13 protein-coding genes are annotated in these 18,040 nt (G+C 70.6%); 9 read left to right on the forward strand and 4 right to left on the reverse strand.

Annotated elements, in window-relative coordinates:
* Positions 1-202 precede the first annotated feature (202 nt).
* Positions 203-1,813, forward strand: coding sequence for an amidase (locus O1Q96_RS19975; RefSeq protein ID WP_269249501.1), 1,611 nt, complete (start codon positions 203-205; stop codon positions 1,811-1,813).
* A 48-nt stretch (positions 1,814-1,861) separates the two neighbouring features.
* Here the strand turns inward: O1Q96_RS19975 and O1Q96_RS19980 are convergent, their stop codons facing one another.
* Positions 1,862-4,291 carry a penicillin acylase family protein gene (locus O1Q96_RS19980; protein ID WP_269249502.1) on the reverse strand — a complete coding sequence of 810 codons (2,430 nt, stop codon included), beginning with the start codon at positions 4,289-4,291 and terminating at the stop codon, positions 1,862-1,864.
* 254 nt (positions 4,292-4,545) lie between these two features.
* Here O1Q96_RS19980 and O1Q96_RS19985 point away from each other — a divergent pair, with 254 nt between their 5' ends.
* The 6 genes from O1Q96_RS19985 to O1Q96_RS20010 all read left to right on the forward strand — a co-directional run bounded on the left by O1Q96_RS19985 (position 4,546) and on the right by O1Q96_RS20010 (position 11,115).
* Complete coding sequence (locus tag O1Q96_RS19985; protein WP_217456726.1) at positions 4,546-5,130, forward strand: TerD family protein; 585 nt, start codon at positions 4,546-4,548, stop codon at positions 5,128-5,130.
* Between the two features lie 250 nt (positions 5,131-5,380).
* Positions 5,381-6,589, forward strand: a complete 1,209-nt coding sequence (locus O1Q96_RS19990) for an MFS transporter (RefSeq protein WP_269249503.1) — start codon at positions 5,381-5,383, stop codon at positions 6,587-6,589.
* Between the two features lie 65 nt (positions 6,590-6,654).
* Positions 6,655-7,236, forward strand: coding sequence for a sugar O-acetyltransferase (locus O1Q96_RS19995; RefSeq protein WP_269249504.1), 582 nt, complete (start codon positions 6,655-6,657; stop codon positions 7,234-7,236).
* 11 nt (positions 7,237-7,247) lie between these two features.
* Positions 7,248-7,796, forward strand: a complete 549-nt coding sequence (locus O1Q96_RS20000; protein ID WP_269249505.1) for a TetR/AcrR family transcriptional regulator — start codon at positions 7,248-7,250, stop codon at positions 7,794-7,796.
* A gap of 202 nt (positions 7,797-7,998) precedes the next feature.
* Positions 7,999-8,418: a VOC family protein gene (locus tag O1Q96_RS20005; RefSeq protein ID WP_269249506.1), complete on the forward strand. Its 420-nt coding sequence runs from the start codon at positions 7,999-8,001 to the stop codon at positions 8,416-8,418.
* Positions 8,419-8,724: 306 nt separating this feature from the next.
* Positions 8,725-11,115, forward strand: a complete 2,391-nt coding sequence (locus tag O1Q96_RS20010) for an ATP-binding cassette domain-containing protein (protein WP_419586921.1) — start codon at positions 8,725-8,727, stop codon at positions 11,113-11,115.
* Between the two features lie 130 nt (positions 11,116-11,245).
* Here the strand turns inward: O1Q96_RS20010 and O1Q96_RS20015 are convergent, their stop codons facing one another.
* Positions 11,246-12,022 carry a hypothetical protein gene (locus tag O1Q96_RS20015; protein ID WP_269249508.1) on the reverse strand — a complete coding sequence of 259 codons (777 nt, stop codon included), beginning with the start codon at positions 12,020-12,022 and terminating at the stop codon, positions 11,246-11,248.
* A 122-nt stretch (positions 12,023-12,144) separates the two neighbouring features.
* On the opposite strand from O1Q96_RS20015, the gene pepN reads away from it, so the two are divergent.
* Positions 12,145-14,583, forward strand: coding sequence for an aminopeptidase N (gene pepN / locus O1Q96_RS20020; RefSeq protein WP_269249509.1), 2,439 nt, complete (start codon positions 12,145-12,147; stop codon positions 14,581-14,583).
* Positions 14,584-14,813: 230 nt separating this feature from the next.
* A complete protein-coding gene (locus O1Q96_RS20025; protein WP_269249510.1) occupies positions 14,814-15,914 on the forward strand; it encodes a hypothetical protein in 1,101 nt (366 codons plus the stop codon).
* A gap of 155 nt (positions 15,915-16,069) precedes the next feature.
* Here O1Q96_RS20025 and O1Q96_RS20030 read toward each other — a convergent pair whose 3' ends face one another.
* Both O1Q96_RS20030 and O1Q96_RS20035 read right to left on the reverse strand, forming a co-directional pair.
* Positions 16,070-16,501 carry a universal stress protein gene (locus tag O1Q96_RS20030; RefSeq protein ID WP_269249511.1) on the reverse strand — a complete coding sequence of 144 codons (432 nt, stop codon included), beginning with the start codon at positions 16,499-16,501 and terminating at the stop codon, positions 16,070-16,072.
* Between the two features lies 1 nt (position 16,502).
* A complete protein-coding gene (locus tag O1Q96_RS20035; RefSeq protein WP_269249512.1) occupies positions 16,503-17,996 on the reverse strand; it encodes an APC family permease in 1,494 nt (497 codons plus the stop codon).
* Between the last annotated feature and the right edge of the window lie 44 nt (positions 17,997-18,040).

The raw sequence follows: 18,040 nt of genomic DNA on the forward strand, positions 1-18,040 counted from the left end.
CCGCGCCTCTAGCGTGCTGGTACAGGAGGAACGCCGCGCCACCCGGACCGTCCACCCCGCGTGCCGCCGCCCGTGCCCACGGTTCCGCGGCGTCCGGACGGGGATTGCCCGGGCCGCTCACCGCCCGGGGACTGCGGACGCTGTCGGAGTTCTGCGCACGGACACCACTGAACCGATCACCTCGCCACTGGAGCCGCACCGAATGGACCGGATAAACACCCCACGCCGCGCCGTGCTCGCGCTCGGCACCGCCACGGCCGCCACCCCCTGGCTCGGCGGTGCCACCGCCCGGGCCCGGCCCGCGAATGCGCGGCAGGCCTCGTCCGAGGGGTTGGAGGAACTGGGCATCAGCGAACTGCGTCGCCTGATGGACGACGGACGGCTCGACGCCGAACGGCTCACCCGCCACCACCTCGATCGCATCGAACGCATCGACCCGCTCCTGCGGGCGGTGATCGAGGTCAATCCCGACGCGCTTCGGGAGGCCCGGCGGCTGGACTCCGAAGGTGATCGCGGCAGACCGCTGTACGGCATGCCCGTCCTGCTGAAGGACCTGGTGGAGACCGCGGACCGGATGCACACGACGGCAGGATCACTCGCCCTGCGGGGCCTGCGTCCGGCGGCCGACGCCACCGTCGCCGCCAGGCTGCGCGCAGCCGGTGCCGTCATCCTCGGCAAGACGAACCTGAGCGAGTGGGCGGGCGGGATGTCGCTCACCCACCACGCCGGCTGGAGCGCCCGGGGCGGGCAGACCCGGAACCCGTACAAGCTGGACCGGTCGCCGAACGAGTCCAGTTCCGGCAGCGCGGTCGCCGTCGCAGCCGGCCTGTGCGTCGCCGCGATCGGTACCGAGACCAACGGCTCGATCATCGACCCGGCCTCGGCCAACTGCGTCGTCGGGGTGAAACCGACCGTCGGACTGGTCGGGCGCGGCGGTGTGATCCCCGGTGTGCCGAGTCAGGACAGTGTCGGCCCGATCGCGCGCACGGTCCGCGACGCCGCGATCCTGCTGGGCACCCTCGTCGGTGTCGACGGCCGTGATCCGGCGACGAAGGCGAGCCGCGGTCACTTCCACCGCGACTACACCCGGTTCCTGGACGCCGACGGGCTGCGCGGGGCGCGTATCGGCGTACCGAGGACGGTGTACTTCGGCTACAGCCACCATGCCGACGAGATCGCGGAGCGGGCCATCGCCGTGCTGCGCGAGGCCGGGGCGACGGTGGTCGACCCGGCCGACATCCCGACGGCCGAGCAGCTGGAGGACCTCCCCAGCTCGATGGTCGTCCAGGCGTACGAGATCAAGCGGGGGTTGAACGGCTACCTGGCCGACGCCCCCGGTGACCACCCGCGCAGCCTGGCGGAGCTGATCGCGTTCAACCGTGAACATGCCGACCGCGAGCTGCGCTATGTACGGCAGGACGGCTTGGAGGCGGTGCACCGACTGGACTTCGGCGAGCGTGAGTACCGTGAGGCGCTGGCCACCAACCACCGGCTCTCGCGTGCCGAGGGGATCGACGCGGTGCTGCGCCGGTACCGCCTGGACGCCCTGGTGATGCCGACCACCGGACCGCCGGCCAAGATCGACCTGATCCGCGGGGACAGCTACGGCGGCGGCGCGTCGACACCCGCCGCCCTCGCCGGATACCCCGCGATCAGCGTCCCGGCCGGCTTCGCGTTCGGCCTGCCCGTCGGGCTGACGTTCATGGGCACGGCCTGGAGCGAGCCAGTCCTGCTCCGCCTGGCCTACGCCTACGAACAGGCCGGCCGGGTCCGCCGGCGGCCGGCCTACCGGGAGGCCGACGTCGGCTTCTGACCCGGCCGACGTGATCGTCGCACCCGCCGCCAGGCGGTGTCCGGTGGGTCAGTCGCGCAGGGTGATCACCTCGAGGGCGGGGTCGTGTGCGATCTCCGCCGCCGTGAAGCGTTCGGTGACCCATTTCTTGCGGGAGAAGAGCCGGGTCTGGTCGGTGTAGTGCGGGGAGACAGGGTTCGCCGACTGACCGTAGGTGAGGAGGGTGTGGGTGCGGGGGCCGTCGGGGGTCAGTTCGACGGCCATCAGGAAGCTGGTGCCGAAGGCGCCCGCGGCCGGTGTACCGGTGCCCGAGTCGGGGCCCGCCGCCAGGACGTTGAAGCAGCCCTTGTTGCCGCTGCAGCCGGGCAGGGGGATACCGGCCCACCTCTGTACGTCGCCGAGTTCGGTGTCGACCGGGAGGTCACGGGCGGTGAGGTCCTGGACCGCGTCGGCCAGGGCACGCCGGACGCGAACGTCGTCGCCCTTGATGCCGCGCGGTGTGGTGAGCGGCTGCGCCGGGTCGTAGGGGACGCGCCGCCAGGTGTCGGGCGGGCCGGCTTCCAAGAGGTGGTCGAAGAAGGTGATCCAGAGCGCGGCGCCCCGGCTGTCGGCGTCGGCACGGGTGTCCCAGCGGGCCAGGGCCGCGCAGGCCTTGCGTACGTCGACCTCCGTGCCGTCCGTGGCCTTGAGGCGGGGATGGGCGCGGCACATGTCGACCACGTCGTCGCGCCCCGTCTCGGCCGACAGGACGCGGTTGCCGAACATCGAGGCGCGCAGGGTGCTCCGGGTGAAGCCCGGGGCGCCGAGTCCGTCCGTGCCGGCCATGCGCCCCGCGATCATGTCGAGTCCGAGCTGGGCGCGCTGGGCGAGGCGCGGTGCGTCGTCATAGGTGCCCGGGAAGCCGGTGAGCGGGGATTCCGGATTCGTGTACCGGGGGCCGTTGTTGGAGTTCGCGACGTAGTCGGTGCGGCTCAGCCTGGGCTGGTGGGACGGGCCGTGGACGCCCGGCACGAGCGCGTCGGGGTCACTGCCCCAGGCGCAGGCCGACGTCGAACCGTCCAGGGCGCTGGGCTCCTCCTCGTTTCCCGGGAGGGTGCAGCGTGCCAGCTGTTCGCCGGTCAGGTGCGGGACGGAGGACGAGTCGGTGAAGTACGTGTCGCCGCCGGTGTCCGCCGCGAGGGTGTAGGTCCAGGGGATGCCCTGGTAGGTGTCCTGGGCCGCGCGCAGCTGACCGAGGTCGTCGGCCTTGCCCATGGCCAGCCAGGTGTTCATCGAACGCAGGTTGTCGGCGTTGGCGTCACGTACGGCGTAGGCGGTCTTCGTGGTCCAGCCGACCGACAGGACGGGTCCGTACCGTGAGGTGTACAGCGTCCGCTCGACGGTCGACAGCTCACCGTTCCTGTCGCGGACGGTGACCGGGACGGTGCGGTGTTTCATCTGCTCGGTCCTGCCGTCGACCACATAGCGGGTCGGATCGCCGGGCACGAGTCTGAGTGCGTAGAGCGAGGCGTGCTGGGCGTCGCTCGCGGTGTGCGTCCAGGCGAGTTTGCGGTTGTGGCCGATCAGGACCAGCGGTGTGCCGTACAGGCCGGCGCCGGAGACGTCCAGGGTGCCCGGGATCGTCAACTGCACCTGGTAGAAGCGGAAGTTGCCGCCGACCCAGGGGAGGTGCGGATTCGCCAGGACCATCGCGTTGCCGCTGCGGGTGGCGTCCCGGCCGAGCGCCCATCCGTTGCTGCCGAAGGCGGCCGCGGCAGGGTCCTGCCGCCCTTGGACGAGGGCCACCGCTGCCTTGGTCTCGGAGGTGGCCGCGGCCGCCGTGCCGTCGCCTCCCGCGGCCGGAGGTTTCGCGTCGCCGATCGTCGGGGCCAGCGGGGCCGCTCCGGTGGCTCCGTTGACGTCGTACACGAGGCTCCACAGGTCGAGCGCGGTGATCGAGCGCACCCACGGCCTGCCCTTGCAGCGCGGGTCCGGCAGCTTGTCGACGCCCGTGTCCCGCAGATAGCGGTTGTACCCGGCCGCGTACCCCTCGACCATCCGGCGCAGTTCCGTCGTCGGTCCCAGCGGTGCCTTCTGCCCGAGGAGCCGCCGGACGGTGCCCGCGCGCAGCAGCCCCTTGTAGTACGTGTCGCTCGCCAGGTCGGAGTCCTGTCCGGACTGCGCGTCGCCACCGAAGAAGCGGGACCTCTCACCCCGCAACGTCACGACCTGGTCGGCGAGTTCACACACGTTGTCCTGCGCGAACGCGTAGCCGTACCCGTACCCGAGTCCGTCGAAGTCCCGCGCCCGGATGTGCGGGATGCCGTACTCGGTCCGGCTGATGTGGGCCGAGCGTCGGCCCTCGGCGACTCTCTCACCGTCCGCTCCGGACGCGGCGGACGAGGACGGGGTCTGCAGGGCCACGGTGGCCGAGGTGAGGCAGAGAGTGGTCACGATCGCGGCCAACCGGGCGGGCAGGGAACTCTTCTGACGCTTGGTCAGCGTTCTGGATTCACCCATGCCCGCCACCCTTCAGGGTGAGGCGTCGGCCGGCATCGGGCCTTCGGTGGATTTACGGGTGATGTGTCAGCCCTGGGATGTACACCCTGGGGTGGCGTCGGCGGCCTCGGTCGTGGCCGGTGGTGGTTCGGTGCGCCCTTGCCGGCTTGGAAAACGGCATGTGGCGGAGGGGGATCGCGGGGCCTGGGCTAGGGGGTGGGGCAGGAGGCGAGGCACACTGCATACAGGCAATTCCACGATCAAGAGGGACAGGCATGATCACGCTTACGAAGGAAGACGGCCCGGCGGACCTGGACGGAGTGACTCATCTGTCGATCGGGGTGTCCTGGGACCCGACGGTCGGCAGCAGTGGCGGGCTCATCGGCAAGCTGCGCCAGAAGACGGGTACGGACCTCGATCTGATCGCCATCGCGATGCAGGGATCGGACCCGGTGCGCCTCGCGGGCCTGGACTCCCTGGATCCGCTGGGCAACGGCTCGTTGGTGCACAGCGGAGACAACCAGACCGGCAAAGGTGCCGGTGACGACGAGACGGTGACCGTCGAGTTCGCCCGCGTCCCGGCGAACATCACGTCGATCGTCTTCGTCGCCGCCGCGTACAAGAAGAGCAGTTCCTTCCAGAAGGCGCGGAACATCAGCTTCAAGGTGTACGACGCGAGTGGGGGCAGCACACAGCAGGTCGCGGACATCTGGCCGAGCCTGCTGAGCAACGACAACGGCTGCGCCGTGGCCAAGGCGATCCGGGCCGGTGGAGCCTGGAAGCTGCAGGTGATCAACGAGACGGGGAAGATCAAGCAGGGTGACGAGCAGGCCCTGATGCGTTTCGCCGCGAGCAAGTAGGTCAGGCAGGGACGAGGCGGGGCAGGGCCGGCCTGTGCGTCGGCCCGGCCCCGCCTCCCCGTTTCCCGCCGCGGGTGGTGAAGGCGGCCCGACCGTGTTCTCCGGCGGCCGTGCCACGGGCCGCGATGTTGCTCTTCTTGCGTCGGTGGCCCGGCGGAACCCGCGGTTGCAGCCCTCATCGCCGGTGACGGATGTATGCAGAAACGATCAGGAGTGTACGTTCGTACGCTTCCACTATAGGCTCGTCCGCATGACTGTTGACGTACTGGGCCGACCCGCGCCGGCCGAGCGGCAGGCTCGTGTGGCCGTCGCCGTGCTGTTCTTCACCAACGGGGCCCTGTTCGCCAACCTCCTGCCACGGTTTCCGCAGATCAAGGCGGATCTGGGGATCGGGAACGCCGCCTACGGTGTGGCCGTCGCGGCGTTCCCGGCGGGCGCCATCGCGGCCGGCCTCGCGGCAGGTGTGGTCATCCGCCGCCTGGGGTCGGCGCGGGCGGCCGTGGCAGGCACCCTGCTGACGGGCGCGGGCATTCTCGTCGCGGGCCTCGCCGACTCCGTGCTGCTGTTCGCGGCGGCGTTGTGCCTGGCCGGAGCGATGGACGCGATCACCGATGTCGGGCAGAACGCCCACGGACTGCGGGTGCAGCGCCGATACGGCCGCTCCATCATCAACTCCTTCCACGCGATCTGGTCCATAGGGGCCGTCGTCGGCGGATCCATGGCCGCCGCGGCGATCGCACTCGGCCTCTCGCGGGGGCAGCACCTGGCGATCTCGGCAGCCGTGTTCACGATCGCCGCGTGCGTCGCCCTGCGGTTCTGCCTGCCCGGTCCGGACACCGAGCCGGAAGCCGGGTCCGACCCCGCCGGCTGTGAGGAGCGGCAGCCCGCACGGAAGACGAAAGGCCGACGCACCGCGTACGTCCTGGCCGCCCTCGTCCTCATCGCCATGGCGGGCACGCTCGTCGAGGACGCGGGCAGTTCCTGGGCCGCGCTCTATCTCTCCGACTCGCTGTCCGCGTCGGTGACGCTGGCGGCTTGCGGCTACATCGCGCTGGTGGGAGCCCAGTTCATCGGCCGCAGCATCGGCGACCGGCTCGTCGACCGGTTCGGTCAGCGCACGGTGGCCCGGGCCGGCGGTCTCGTCGCCGCGGTCGGGATGGGCCTGGCGCTGGCCGTGCCCACGGTGCCCGGGACGATTCTCGGGTTCGCCGCGGCCGGGTTCGGGGTGGCGACACTGGTACCCGCGGCCATGCACGAAGCCGATGAACTGCCCGGCCTGAAGCCCGGCTCGGGGCTGGCCATTGTCTCCTGGCTCATGCGTCTGGGCTTCCTGCTCTCCCCGCCCGTCGTCGGACTGGTCGCCGACGCGGCCGACCTGCGGGTGGGGCTGCTGGTGGTGCCCTTCGCCGGACTGCTCGTCCTCGTGTCCGCCGGAGTGCTGCAGCCCCGGCGCCGTTGAGCGGAGCCCTTGGGGCGTCCCGGGTTCCCGGGCCGCACGCCGACGTGAAGTGTACGATCGTACGCATGCCGACGGACCACTTCGCGCAGGACCCGCGCTCGAACCTCGAACGCATGATGGCGGGTGACCTCTACATCGCCGACGACCCCGAGATCGCCCGCCGGCAGCAGCAGGCCGTACGCCTCGCCGCCCGCTACCAGGCCGCCTACGTCGAAGACGCCGACGCGGCCCGGCCGGTCCTCGCCGAGCTGCTCGGCTTCGTGGGCCCGGAGGTACATGTGCGGCCGCCACTCCACGTCGACTACGGCAGCAACATCACGATCGGCGCGCGCACCTTCGTCAACTACAACCTGACCGCGCTGGACGTCGCGGCGATCACCATCGGCGAGGACTGCCAGATCGGGCCGAACGTCCAACTGCTCACCCCCACCCACCCCCTGGAGCCGCAGCCCAGGCGCGACAAACTGGAAGCCGCCCGTCCCATCACCATCGGGAACAACGTATGGCTCGGCGCGGGCGCCATCGTCCTGCCCGGAGTGAGCATCGGGGACAACTCCGTCATCGGGGCCGGTGCGGTCGTGACGAAGGACGTGCCCGCGGACGTCGTCGCCGTGGGCAACCCCGCCCGCCCGGTCCGCACCCTCTGAAGGCCCCCGTCATGGCCACCGGACACACCGACCCGCAGCGCCGCGAACGCATCATCGCCGCCACCCTCGACCTCATCGCCGACGAGGGAGTCGCCGGCGTGTCCCACCGGAAGATCGCCGCGCGTGCCGGCGTCCCCCTGGGATCGATGACCTACCACTTCACTGGCATCGACCAGCTGTTCCGGGAGGCGTTCACCCGCTTCGCCGACCACATCGTCGCCGTCTTCGACGCCCACCTCGCCACGCCGACCGACCGTGACCAGGCCCGCGAGGCAGTGACGGACCTCGTCCACGTCCTGTCGGAGGGGAGTCAGCGTGATCTCGTACTCACCCAGGAGCTGTACATCCTCGCGGCCCGGCAGCCGGCCTACCGGGAACTCACCCACGCGTGGATGGGCCGCAGCCGAACCCATCTGGAGAAGCACTTCGACCCGGACACGGCCCGCCAGCTCGACGCCCTCATCGAGGGCCTGACCCTGCACCGCGCACTGGACAGCGAGCCCCACGACCGCGCCCTGACCCTTGAGGCCGTCACCCGTATCACCACCACGAGCAGGTAGGGACACGCCGGTGGACCGCTCACCGCCGGACGCCCCGCCGTCAGGAGTCGGCCCACCGGGCGGCCGGCATGCCGGTCCACGACTGCCCGCGCCGGACAGGACGTGCGACAGCGGGCACGACGGCCCGCGGGGCGACACGGACGACCGGATCGGTCAGGAATCGAGAAGCGCCGGTCCGCGGGCCACGCCTAGCGTGGTCGCCATGGATGTCACCATTTACGCGAGCTTCCTCCCGCACCACGACCCGGAGGCCTCCCTGGCCTTCTACCGCGACGCCCTCGGCTTCGAGGTCCGTGACGACGTCGGATACGAGGGAATGCGCTGGATCACGGTCGGCCCGGCCGACCGGCCCGGCACCTCCATCGTCCTCGAACCGCCGGTCACCGTCACTGACCCCGGCGTCACCGACGACGAACGCCGCACCGTCGCCGACATGATGGCGAAGGGCACCTACGCCCGCGTCCTGCTCGCCACCACCGACCTGGACGCCACCTTCGAGCGGTTGCGGTCGGCCGGCAGCGGCGAGGTCGTCCAGGAGCCGACCGAGCAGCCGTACGGCGTCCGCGACTGTGCCTTCCTGGACCCCGCGGGCAACATGATCCGCATCCAGGAGAAGCGCTGAGCGGTCCGACGACCGTGGTCGAAGCCGTGGCCGCGGGCGGCACCGTGAAAGCACCCGCCCACCCGCGGATGACTGCGCCCGGCGGCCGGCCCGGCCCGCGGGAACGCGACCGGCGCCCGTGCCGTTCGCCGGGAGCCGGACCGCGAGAGCGACGCCTACGAGAGCGGGACCGGAGCGGCGAGCCCTGACCGCCGACGAAGCAAAAGACGCAGCAGACCCAGACGTACCGCTCGAAACTGGTTGGATCGAGCCAGGCGACGCCCACGGGGACCGTGCAGGCGGCCCCCGCGAACAGATGGAGACACGATGAGCATGGCCAGCAGACGAAACACGCAGTCGCCTGCGCCGCACGCTGCCGACAGCCACGACATGATCCGCGTGCACGGCGCCCGCGAGAACAACCTCAAGGACGTCAGCATCGAGATCCCGAAACGCCGCCTCACGGTGTTCACCGGCGTCTCCGGCTCGGGCAAGAGCTCGCTGGTGTTCAACACGATCGCCGCCGAGTCCCAGCGGATGATCAACGAAACGTACAGCGCGTTCGTGCAGGGCTTCATGCCGACGCTGGCGCGCCCCGAGGTCGATGTCCTCGACGGGCTGACCACGGTGATCACCGTGGACCAGCAGCGGCTGGGTTCGGACCCCCGCTCGACCGTCGGCACCGCCACCGACGTCCACGCGATGCTGCGCATCCTCTTCAGCCGGCTCGGGAAGCCGCACATCGGCCCGCCGAGCGCGTACTCCTTCAACACCGCCTCGGTGCGGGCCAGCGGCGCGATCACCGTCGAACGCGGTGCCAAGAAGACGGTGAAGGCGACCTTCAACCGCACCGGCGGCATGTGCACGCGCTGCGAGGGCCGGGGTGCGGTCTCCGACATCGACCTCACCCAGCTCTACGACGACTCCAAGTCCCTCTCCGAGGGCGCGTTCACCATCCCCGGCTGGAAGTCCGACAGCTTCTGGACCGTGCGGGTCTACGCCGAGTCGGGCTTCGTCGACCCCGACAAGCCGATCCGCAAGTACACGAAGAAGGAGTTGCAGGACTTCCTCCACCACGAGGCGGTCAAGGTGAAGGTCGACGGGGTGAACCTCACCTACGAAGGACTGATCCCCAAGATCCAGAAGTCGTTCCTGTCCAAGGACAAGGAGGCGATGCAGCCGCACATCCGGGAGTTCGTGGAGCGGGCGGTCACCTTCGCCACCTGCCCCGAGTGCGACGGCACCCGGCTCAGTGAAGGGGCCCGGTCGTCGAAGATCGACAAGATCAGCATCGCCGACGCCTGCGCGATGGAGATCCGCGACCTGGCCGAATGGGTGCGGGGCCTCGACGAGCCGTCCGTGGCACCACTGCTCGAAGCGCTCCGGCAGACCCTCGACTCCTTCGTGGAGATCGGTCTCGGATACCTCTCACTCGACCGGCCTTCGGGCACGCTGTCCGGCGGCGAGGCGCAGCGCGTGAAGATGATCCGCCACCTCGGCTCCTCCCTCACCGACGTCACCTACGTCTTCGACGAGCCCACCATCGGCCTGCACCCCCATGACATCCAGCGGATGAACAACCTGCTCCTGCGGCTGCGGGACAAGGGCAACACGGTGCTCGTCGTGGAGCACAAACCCCAGACGATCGCGATCGCCGACCACATCGTCGACCTGGGCCCCGGCGCCGGAACGGCGGGCGGCACCGTCTGCTTCGAGGGCACAGTCGAGGGGCTGCGGGCCACAGACACCGTCACCGGCCGCCATCTCGACGACCGGGCCGCCCTCAAGGAGACGATGCGCACGCCCACCGGGGCACTGGAGATCCGGGACGCGTCAGCGCACAACCTGCAGGGCGTCGACGTCGACATTCCGCTCGGCGTGCTCGCCGTCGTCACCGGCGTCGCCGGGTCCGGAAAGAGCTCGCTCGTGCACGGATCGATCCACGCCGACGAGGGCGTGGTGTCGATCGACCAGGGCGCGATCCGCGGCTCCAGGCGCAGCAACCCGGCGACCTACACCGGCCTGCTCGACCCGATCCGCAAGGCGTTCGCGAAGGCCAACGGCGTGAAGCCGGCGCTGTTCAGCGCCAACTCCGAGGGCGCCTGCCCCACTTGCAACGGCGTGGGGGTCATCTACACCGACCTGGCGATGATGGCGGGCGTCGCCACTCCCTGTGAGGACTGCGAGGGCAAGCGGTTCCAGGCGGCGGTCCTGGAATACCGCCTCGGTGGCCGCGACATCAGCGAGGTGCTCGCGATGTCGGTGACCGAGGCCGAGGAGTTCTTCGGAGCGGGCGAGGCGAACACGCCGGCCGCGCACCGCATCCTCGCGCGGCTCTCCGACGTCGGACTCGGCTATCTCAGCCTCGGCCAGCCGCTCACCACGCTGTCCGGCGGCGAGCGGCAGCGGCTGAAGCTGGCCACGCACATGGGCGACAAGGGCGGCGTCTACGTGCTCGACGAGCCGACCACCGGCCTTCACCTCGCGGACGTAGAGCAGTTGCTCGGCCTGCTCGACCGGCTCGTCGACTCCGGAAAGTCGGTCATCGTCGTCGAGCACCACCTGGCGGTCATGGCACACGCCGACTGGATCATCGACCTCGGCCCCGGCGCGGGGCACGACGGCGGCCGGATCGTCTTCGAAGGCACCCCCGCCGAACTTGTCGCGTCCCCCTCCACGCTCACCGGCGAACACCTCGCGGCGTACGTCGGCGCCTGATCCCCCTTCCGCCGGGGCGAGGTGGCGCGAGAGCCTTCACGCCGCCTCGCCCCGTCCCGCCCTGCGGGGGAGGCGGGCCCGGCCCGGCCTCCTCGGCCCCGGCCTCCCCTACAGCTGGCGGCGCGGGTGACTACCCCGGCAGCTCAAGCACCGCCCCGTCGTCGGTCACCTCGTACGCGTCGATCCGCAACAGCCTGCGGACATGGGCAGGAACGCGCTCGACGGCCTTCACGGACGAGGACGGCACGACCAGTGCGTAGCGGACATGCGGTGCCTCGCTCGTCATACGGCGCAGGAGCTGCCCGTAGGCGATGTCCGCGTCGATGCCCTTCTCGCTGGTCCGGCCCTTGGCCTCACAGATCAACCGCTCGGCTCCGCGTACGGCTTCCAGGTCGGTCCAGCGGTCCGTGGGTTCGACCGGTGTCCAGCCCTGGGCCAGCAGCCAGGTGCGGAAGGCGTCGGTGACCCGGTCCTCGTCGCCGGCGTGTGCCAGGATCTTCCGCAGCACCGCCAGATCGGCCTCCTGGCTGCGGCGCAGACGCCCGCGGCTGTCCGCGTCGAGGTCGGCCGGCCGGATCACGACCAGCCGGAGACCGTGCGCCGGGATCTCTGTCTCGCGCCGGGCGTCGTACAGGGCGCGCTGCTCGCCGCGGTGGACCCCGCTGACGGTCGGCCTGTCCGGCTTGTCGAAGTGGGGCACCGCCTCGTCGTGCTGCAACTCCCGGTACTCCACCACGAGTTGATGACCGGGCCAGTGGGCATCGACCGGCAGCCTGGCACGTCGGCCGCCCGCCCCGGGGTCCCCGAGCAGCCAGTCGAAGGTGTGCTGACGCGAGGCCGGCTCCCCGAGAACCTGATCACAGAGACCGACCACATACGCCTCGTCACTGTCATCCCTCTTTCCCATGGCCACGCATCATGCCAGCGCACCCACCGACTCCGAGGGCCGTTCGGCATGCCGAAAACCCCTGCGCCCGCCGTCGCGCTCCGTCATAGGCTGACGCCGCGCTGTCTGCCGAGGGAGGACGCATGGAGATCCGGAGCCTGACCCGCACCGAAGCCGAGTGCCGGGCCGCACTGTTGACGGTCGAGCGGTACGACGTGGAGGTCGACCTCACCGGCCTGAGCGACGGACCGGAAGTCCGGTGCGTGTCCACCGTGACCTTCAGCTGTCACGAGCCGGGCGCGTCGACCTTCGTGGACTGCGCGGCAGAGGTGCGCAGCGCCACGCTGAACGGCGACCCGCTCACCCCCGCCGGGGACGGCCGGATCCCCCTTCCCACGCTCGCCGGGCACAACGTGCTGCGGGTGGAGAGCGTCCAGGCCGATACGGCCACGGGCGAGGGCGTGCACAAGGCGACCGACCCCGCGGACGGCGAGGTCTACGTGTGGATGAGCTTCGAACCGGACGAGGCCCGGTACGTCTGGGCATGCTTCGACCAACCCGACCTAAAGGCCCCGCACGCCTTCACCGTGACGGCACCCTCCGCATGGACCGTCACCAGTAACTCGGGCGATCCGCGCGTCGAGGAACTGGAGTCGAAGACCCGCCGCTGGACCTTCCCCGACACCCCGCCCCTGTCGACGTACAACACCGTCATCAACGCGGGCCCCTTCCACGAGATCCGCCGCGAGACCGACGGACACGACCTGGGCCTGTACGCCCGCCGCTCCCTCGCTCCGATCCTCGACCGCGACGCCGACGAGATCTTCACCCTCACCCGCCAGGGCCTCGCCTTCTACGGCGAGGTCTTCGCGATGCCGTTCCCGCAGCGCACGTACGACCAGGTGTTCGTGCCCGAGTTCGGCGGGGCGATGGAGAACTACGGCTGCGTGACCTGGTCGGACGGGTTCCTGCGGCGGGCCACGCCGACGCCCGCCGAGAGCGAGCTGCTCGCGAAGGTGCTGCTGCACGAGATGGCGCACATGTGGTTCGGCAACATCGTCACCATGCGCTGGTGGGACGACCTCTGGCTGAACGAGGCCTTCGCGGAGTTCGCCTGCAACTGGGCCGCCGAGCGCGCCACCCGGTACACCGACGCGTGGGCGAGCCACCTGGCGGACGGCAAACTCAAGGCGTACCTCTCCGACCAGGGCCCCGTCTCGCACCCGATCCACCAGCCCATCCACGATGTCGCCCAGGCGGCGTCCATCTTCGACAACATCACCTATCCCAAGGGCGCCTCCGTCCTCCAGCAGCTCATGACGTATGTCGGCGAAGAGCACTTCCGGGTCGGCATGGCCGCCTACTTCGCCCGCCACGCCTGGGGCAGCGCCACGCTCCAGGACCTGATCGACGCCCTCTCGAAGGCCGGCGGACGGGACCTGGACACCTGGCGCGCGGCCTGGCTCGCGACGGCCGGCACCGACCGCTTCGTCCTGGAGCGCGACGGGGACGCCGTCACGCTGGTGGCGGCCGGCACACCACGCCCACAGGTGCTCGCGGTGGGCGCGTACGGCAGGAAGGGGGACGCCCTGGAGCGCAGGGCTCTGGTGCGCGTCGAGGTGACGCAGCCCCGCACCCCGGTCACCGGCCTGCCCTCCGACGCCGACATCCTGCTGATCAACGACGAGGACCTCACCTTCGCCACGACCCGGCCCGACCCCACGACCAGGGACGCCTTCTTCCGCACGGCCGCGCATCTGCCCACGGCCATCTCCCGTGGCGTGGCCACGGCGACCGTGTGGGACATGCTGACCACGGGAGAGGCCACCGCTGCGGAAGCCGGGCGCTGCGTCACCGCGGTCCTCACCGCCGAGACGTCCGACGCCGTGATCGAGCCCTGTCTGACCCTGGCTGCGGACATCGCCGAACTGTGGGCGCCGGACAGCGAACGTCCCGGGCTGACGGCGGCGGTGGCGGAGGCCTGCCGTCGCCTCGCCACGGACTCCGGCCGCCGCCGGGTCGCCCTGCGCGGACTGGCCCGCACCGCCACGCACCCGGACGACCTGGCCTGGCTCCGTGAGCAGGCGGGCGACGACGTGGATCTGCGCTGGCGCGTACTCGCCCGTGAGGCGGAATTCGGAGCGGACGTCTCGTCCGAGGCCGCGCACCTGCTGGAGCGTGATCCGGACCCCGACGCCTGGGTGCGCGCCCTCACCGTACGGGCCGCCCTGCCGGACCCCGCCGCGAAGGCAGAGGTCTGGCAGAAGCTGGCGGTGGAACGCGCGGTCCCCGTCAACTCGGTCCGCCAGGTGGCGGCGGCGTTCTGGCGCCCCGCCCAGGACGCCCTGCTGACGCCCTACACCCAGCGCTACCTGGAGCTGATCCCGCATCTGCACCGTGGCGGGATGATCCCGGCGATGGTCTTCGCGAGCAGCCTCTTCTCACCGCACGCCGTCGATTCCGCGTACATCGAGCAGGCGCAGCGGCTCTCGCACGAGGCGACGCCGGTGGTCCGCAACAAGCTCCTGGAACGCTCGGACGCGGTGAGCCGCATGCTTCGCTCCCGAACCACGGAGTCCTGACCGGAGACCTGTTCGTGAGGAGTCCTCAAGGCGGCCCCGCCCGCCCTGAGGCCTCGCGAGGTCGCCCATGATCCTGGCCGGGCCGGCCGTCTTCACCGGGGGCACCACCGTGGCCACCGCCGGCGGCGCAGGGGGTGCCGGTGGTGTGGCCGTGAACAGCGTGGATGCTGTCCGCGGAACGTCATTCGGAGGCCTGTCGGCCGTCACTTCGGCCCGTCACAATCACCCCTGTGACGATCACCGCGAGTGCGCCACCCACGCACAACAGCCCCGGAGCTCTGGCCCGTGGATTTCTGACGGGTGGCGTGATCGGAACGTCGCTGGCGGCCCTCGTCGTGGGCGGCATCATCGAGAGCGTGCCGCTGTTCGTCACAGGCCTGGGCGTGCCTGCGGTCCACGGCCTGCTTCTGTTCCTGGCCGACATGCCGCGGCGCGCGCGGGAGGCCGCTCTCGTACCCCGCACGGCACTTGCGTCGATCGACAGTCTGCGGGCCGTCGGGAGCGAGAACAGCGACGTACCGGTGCGTTTCGAACTCACCGTCGCACCGGACGACGCACCGGCGTACCGGGTCGAGTTCACCCAGGGCATCAACCTCGTCGACCTCCCGGACTACCGGCCCCACGGCATCGTGGTGGTCCAGTACCCGCCGGACCGGCCGTGGCGGGTGAGGATCGTGAAGCGGCCGACACCGGAATGGGAGGACCGGGCGGCCGGCGCCCGCATCGACTCGGTGCCCGGGCCGGCCAGGGTGAGCGAGCCCCCGGAGGGCTGCCCCTTCGGTTTCGTCGCGCTCCTCGGTCTGCTGCTCGGCGCGGCCGCGGTGATCCTGATGTTCCGCGCGGACCTGTTCGGCCAGGACGCCGGCGCGCAACGGTCCTCCCCCTCGGAGCGCTCCGGCTCCTCGACATCCTCCACGTCCTCCACCACGGTCGTGTCGTCGGCGTCCGGCACGGTCGCCCTCGGCCCGAACCAGTCGTTCCTCGACAAGGGTGAGTTGCGGCGGGCCATCGACTTGCTCACCAAGGACAAGGGCGACCGTCCGGCCCTCACGGTCGTCGTGCAGGAACACCAGCTGGCGGTCGTGTTCGCTCCCACGGGCACACAGGCCTCGCGGTTCGACCCGGGTTCTCTGCCCTACGACCGCTTCCCGGCCCTCGTCGAGGAGGCCAGGACGACTCTTGGGATCGACGCACCGCGGTCCTGGCAGATCACCGCCGACCGGCCGGCCGGGTCCCTCGCCATAAGGGTCAGCGTGGCCGGACCCGAAGGCGCGGCCTCGCTCGAAGCGGATGGCAAGGGGAAGGTGGTGCGCCGTACCGATGCGCGCTGATCACAGGGCCAGGCCGGCGCCTGCGGGCGATCAGTGGCCAGACGACGTCGACGCTGCCGACGGGTCCGACCGCGGGAGCTGCTCGGCTTCGGCGTGCCGTGGACCGTCTCGGTGGCGTGCTGTCTGGGCTGTGGCGTCGGTCGTCGTGGGAGCGGTCATGCTGTGACACCGGGCTCTTCGGTCGGGACGCAGAGGACCGGGACGCTCGACAGATGCAGCAGCTTGTGGGGAGTCGAGCCGAGCAGGGCCCCGCGCATCGGACTCTCCCCCCAGCTGCCCACCACGATGACCCGCGCCGCGTGGCGCGCCGCGGCGTCGATCAGCGCCTGTGCCGGCTTCTGGTCGATGATCTCGACCGTCGTCCGTACCGCGGCCTCGTCGGCCGCCCTGACGGCGTGGTCGAGCGCGAGGCGTCCTGCCTCACGGACGGCTTCGTGGTGCGCCCCGTACTCCTCGCCCACGGCTCCCGGGGCCGCGGCGCCGTAGACCAGCACGAGGGGTTCGTCGAACGCGGCGGACACCTCGATCGCGACCCGCAGCGCGCGAGCCGCGCCGGGGGACTCGTCGTATCCGAGGACAACCGACATCTCAGGACTCCTTGCCGTGGACGAGGTCGGCGTCGGCCACGCCGGGGCGTTCCGACCAGAAGACCGGTGACATCAGCCGCCGTACGGCCATGAGGACCACGCCTGTGAGGGCGATCCCGATGCCGATGACGAGCGGGGGGCCGAGCCCGAACCACGAGACGCCGCTGTAGGAGTTCGCGGGGTCGGACATGTCGGAGACCGATTCCACCAGCAGCCACGCCAGCAGTCCCGCGCCGGCCAGGGGGCCCAGGCCGATGAGGACGAAGTGGCGGACGCTCTCGGTCAGATGGCGGCGGTAGTAGACCGCGCAGGCGACCCCTGTGAGGGCGTAGTAGAACGAGATGAGCAGCGACAACGCGGTGAGCGAGTCGAAGAGGGCGTTGGTGCTGATCTGGTTGACGACCAGGTACCAGGCGATGGCGATGCCGGCGACCCACCACGTACTCACGTCGGGTGTACGGAACCGCGGATGGATGTGTGCGAAGTGCGCGGGCAGCGCGTGACGACGTGCCATGGACAGGGCGGTCCGGGACGCCGGGATGATTGTCGTCTGCGTCGATGCCAGTGCGGAGGTCGACACCGCGAGCAGTACGACCCAGTCCCAGCCGCCCATCACCTCGCCGGCGAGCAGGGCGAAGATGAACTCCTCCTCGTCGGCGTTCTCGGCGAGGAAGGCCGGCCCGGCATAGGCCACGACCGCGAATCCGACCGACAGATAGGTCACCAGCAGTACGACCGTCGACCAGATGCCTGCCTTGCCGGGAGCGGTGGCGGAGTCCTTGACCTCCTCGGTGAGATTGACCGCCGACTCCCAGCCCCAGTAGATGAACACACCCAGCAGCAGGGCTCCTGTCAGCGTCGCGCCTCCGGCCCCGAAGGGATCCAGCCACGTGAGGGACGGTTCGACGGAATCGAAGGTGCTGGTGCCGGCGTAGACCCGGTAGAGCGCCACCACGACGAAGGCCAGCAGGCAGACGACCTGAGCGAGGATCAGGACGTTCTGCACCTTGGCGGAGACCTCTGTGCCGACGACGCACACGGCTGTCATCACAAGGATGAGCAGGACCGCGAGCAGTTGGCGTACGAAGTCGTTGTCGGCCCAGCTGTCGAGGCCGAAGGCGAGGAGCGCGAAGCTCACGGCGACGTCGGCGAGCGAGCCGACCACCAGGACACCGGTCATGGCGATGGCCCAGCCGCCGAGCCAGCCCGCCCACGGTCCCATGGCCCGGGTGACCCAGGAGAAGGTCGTGCCGCAGTCCTGGTCGACCTTGTTGAGGTAGTAGAACGCCGACGCGATCAGCAGCATCGGCACAAAGGAGGCGATCATGACGCCCGGGGCATAGATGCCCACGAGCGCCACGATCGGGCCGATGACCGCCGCCAGCGAGTACGCCGGGGAGGTGGAGTTGAGCCCGATGACGAGTGCGTCGACGAACCCGATCGCGTTGGCCTTCAACCCGACGGGTGGGCGTGCGTCCGGAATGCCGTTGGCCATGTTCCCTCGCTCCGGTTGTGCGTGCGTTCATACAACAGGGCGTT

It is taken from the genome of Streptomyces aurantiacus, from assembly GCF_027107535.1.
Classification (GTDB): Bacteria; Actinomycetota; Actinomycetes; order Streptomycetales; family Streptomycetaceae; genus Streptomyces.